The sequence below is a fragment of the Protofrankia sp. Cr1 genome, assembly GCF_963555865.1.
Taxonomy (GTDB): Bacteria; Actinomycetota; Actinomycetes; order Frankiales; family Frankiaceae; genus Protofrankia.
Genome location: NZ_CAUVXO010000028.1, coordinates 18180 through 22050 on the forward strand (window position 1 = coordinate 18180; position 3871 = coordinate 22050).

A 3871-nucleotide genomic window follows, 5' to 3' on the forward strand; every position below is an offset into this window, starting at 1 on the left:
GGTACGGGGTGCTGGACCCCTCGGTGCTCGGCTCCCAGCGCGTCTTCCAGTAGACCTCGTTGCCGCTGAAGAACGCCAGGTTCACACCGGCGTCCCGGGCCGCCTCGACATTCGCCCGCTGCTGGCCTGACCAGTACTCGTCATGACCGACCGACAGAAACGTCTTGTGGTTGGTCAGCAGGCTGCCGTACCGATCGGTGTCGACACCGCTGGCGTAGGAGACGTCATAGCCGTTGCGCTCAAGAAAGCGAATCATCGGATACTCGTTGGCGAAGACGAAGTCGCGTCCCTCCGGCACGTCGCCACGGGTCGTGAACGGACGGTTGTAGCTGACCTTGTATGCGCGTCCGATCGGCCCCGGGTAGAGACTCGCTCCACCGAAGGAGTTGTACGCCTGCCAGGTGGTGTCAGACGTCTGGTACAGCACGTCCGAGTGGCTCGTGTCATTTCGTACGACGAAAACGATGTGATTGTCCGCGTTAGTGTCGGTACGGGTCAGCTTGGCCACGTAAACACCGGAAACCGCGCTGCCGGGCACCGCCCAGGATGTCGACTCCGCCCAGTTGCCGCAGTCGGTGAGGTTGGTGGCGGTGTAGAAGAGGCAGGCGGGCTGGCTCTGTACGCCGCTGTGGTTGACGGTGGCCATCTTCCTGGCTCCGTCACCCCCGTACCAACCAAGGCGATAGATGTCGATCCGGTAGGCACTGGCACTCGTTTTGATCTTGAAATGCACCGTGCTGCCGGCGTTCACGCTGATGTCGGTGCTGAAGCCCTGAATGGTGTCGTCACCGGTGCCGGTGGTGTCCCACTCCGACTGCGGTGAACCGGTCTTGGTGTTCTCACAGGCGATCGGGTTGACGACCGGAGGACCGCACGGGTCGGCCGCATGAGCGCGGGATGCCAGCGGTACGGAGAGGGCCATCAGCATCGCGACCGCTACCGACAGGACGATCAGTCGTGAGCTCAGTGGCGAGACGAGCTGACGGTACCCCCCGCCTCTTCGCACGGTCAGTAACGAGGACAACGGGTCCTCACGGCTTGAAATGCTCACCTGCCGGACTCCTACCTGCCCAGACGCCCCCGGAAGAACGTCAGCGGATCGCGCACTACCCTCCAGGATGACGAAGCCCGACATTCGGTGATGTATCGGCATGGCATGCTCGACCCTCAGCCCCCCGGCCGTGGCCCGCCTGCCGCGGTATCACCGCCACACCGCGCCAACCTCCGGATGGGGCAGCCCCTCCTGGACGCCGAGCCACCCCCCTACCGGAGCCCGACTATGAGAAATTACCCTATATAGCCCTGCATATCCAGGCCGAGGCCACATGTTGTGGCGGTAATCAGAAAATCAACCCATTACCGGCACACAGCCTGACATCCGACCAACACCGGATCATAAACTTGTCAAGATTTCCACCATAATATTGTGGCGAACACGGACAGTTGGTTCTTCGGCTTGGCCGGAGGGGGAAGAGCCTTTGTACTCAACGCTGCGTGACGGTCCACCGCCCCACACACCGGGCACCACGCCCGATCAGGCCCGGTCGCGCCGAGGACGCGTGGGCCTGGCCGTCGGCCCGGTCGTGTTCATGCTCGGCATGACCAGCCTGCTCACCGACCTGTCCACCGAGATGGTCACCGCGGTCCTGCCGCTGTACCTCGTGCTTTCTCTCGGCTTCAGTCCGTTACAGGTCGGTGTCGTCAATGGCCTCTACCAGGGTGTTACCGCGGTGGTCCGGCTGGCGGGGGGCGTGGTTTCGGACCGCCTCGAACGACACCGTGACGTCGCCGCGGCGGGCTACGCGCTGTCGGTGCTGTCCCGGCTCGCCCTGCTCGTGCCCGGCGGCTCGGCCACGGTCGTCTCCGCTTCGATCGTGGCCGACCGGGTGGGTAAGGGCATCCGCACCGCACCGCGGGACGCACTGTTGTCACTGGCCGCCACCGATGGCGACCTTGGGCTCGCCTTCGGAGTGCACCGGGCCATGGACACCTTCGGCGCGATGCTCGGCCCGGTGGCGGCATTCGCCGTGCTGTCAACCGTTCCCGGGGGCTACCACCTGGTCTTCGCGGTCAGCGCGTGCGTTGGTGTGATCGGCGTGGCCGTCCTGCTGTCATTCGTCGACCGACGCCCGGCTTCGGCGCCCTCACCCCAATCGTCACCAGCAGTGTCACCAGCAGTGTCACCAGCAGTGTCACCAGCAGTGTCACCAGCAGTGTCACCGAAGATGACATCCCGTGCCATCGCGACGGCTGTGACCGACCGCAGGCTGCGCCGGATCCTGGTGGCCGGCTGCGCGCCGGCGCTGGCAACCATCGGCGACGCGTTCATCTACCTTCGCCTCCAGCAGACGCTGGAGATCACGCCGGCGATGTTCCCCCTGCTCGCGGCCGGAACATCCGGCACGTACCTGCTCGCCTCGGTTCCGCTCGGTCGGCTGGCGGACCGGATCGGACGGGCCAGGGTGTTTCTCGGCGGTTTCGGGGCCCTGCTGGGCGTCTACGCCACGCTCCTCTCGCCGGTACGGGGAATGACCGCGTTACTGTGCTGCCTGGGTTTCCTCGGCCTGTACTACGCCGCGACCGACGGCGTCCTGTCCGCACTCACCAGTGCCGCGCTACCCGCCGGCGCCCGTACCACCGGCCTCGCGCTGGTCCAGACCGGCGTGTCGCTCGGTCAGCTCGTGGCCTCGTTCCTCTTCGGCGCGCTGTGGACGATCGCGGGCGTGGAAACCGCGTTGACGGCGGCGGCCGTGCTCCTCGCCGTCACGCTTGCCATTGCATGGTCAGCCCTGCGGAGGACGACATGACTGCCACCACCAGATCACCAGCCGAACCGACGACGCCACGGCGCAACCGACGGCGCCGCCACGCGGTGTTCGCGGCGGTCGTGCTGTGCACCGTGGCGGCGACGCTCGCCTACGGCATCACCGTCTCCCGCCGTTCATCCCCGGTGGCGGCCCAGGACGCCAGCCTGCGCCCGGCCGACCTGAGCTCGATCCTGGCCACCCCGGTGGTCGTCTTCCGCAGTAGCGAACGGGGACCCACCTACGGCGAGGTGTCCGTGGCGAAACTCGACGACCTGGGCGGTCCGCATGTCGTCACAAGCCTGCAGTGCGACCGCGTCGACATGGTCGCCACGGTGGGGTTGTGTCTGGCCGCGAGCCCGGGCATCTACACCAATTACAAGGCGTTCACGTTCGACGCGAAGATGCAGGTGCAGCACGGCTTCAACATCGTGGGCATCCCGAGCCGGGCCCGGCTGTCGCCCGACGGCCGGTTGGCTGCGGTAACCACGTTCGTGTCAGGCCACTCCTACGCCACGGGCGGCTTCTCAACCGCCACCACGCTCTACGACGTCTCCGCCGGACGAGAGATCGGTAACCTCGAGTCGTTCTCCGTCACCAGGGACGGCAAAGAGCTCCACCCCACCGACGCGAACTTCTGGGGAGTGACCTTCGACCGCGACGACGACCGCCTCTACGCGACGCTGGCCACCGGTGGCCAGACCTATCTCGTGGTCGGCAGCGTCAGGGGGCGGACACTGCGTACCCTGACGACCAACGTCGAGTGCCCGTCCCTGTCACCGGATGGAACCAGGATCGCCTTCAAGAAACGTGCCCAGGGCACGCTCGTGCAGTGGCGGCTTACCGTGCTGGACCTCGCGACCATGCGCGAGACGCCGCTCGCCGAGACCCGCAGTGTCGACGACCAAGCCGCCTGGTTCGACCAGAACACCGTTACCTACGGCCTGCCCAGGACATCGGATCAGGACAGCGTGATCAATGATGTATGGCGGGTGCCCGCGGACGGCTCCGGCACCCCTGCGGTCCTGGTGGCGCAGGCGTGGTCACCGGCCTTCGTGCAGACCGGC

At 66.3% G+C, this 3871-nt stretch carries 3 protein-coding genes; 2 read left to right on the forward strand and 1 reads right to left on the reverse strand.

Annotation, left to right across the window (positions count from 1 at the left end; genetic code table 11):
• The coding region (locus U9980_RS04805) for a N,N-dimethylformamidase beta subunit family domain-containing protein (RefSeq protein ID WP_322766861.1) at positions 1–1051 on the reverse strand (1051 nt) is incomplete at its 3' end.
• Between the two features lie 508 nt (positions 1052–1559).
• Here U9980_RS04805 and U9980_RS04810 point away from each other — a divergent pair.
• Together U9980_RS04810 and U9980_RS04815 are read left to right on the forward strand one after the other, a co-directional pair.
• Positions 1560–2807 (forward strand): MFS transporter, encoded by a 1248-nt coding sequence (locus U9980_RS04810; RefSeq protein WP_322766862.1) that lies wholly within the window; start codon positions 1560–1562, stop codon positions 2805–2807.
• Positions 2804–3871: TolB-like translocation protein (locus tag U9980_RS04815; RefSeq protein WP_322766863.1), on the forward strand; the 1068-nt coding region annotated here is incomplete at its 3' end. The genes U9980_RS04810 and U9980_RS04815, both read left to right, overlap by 4 nt.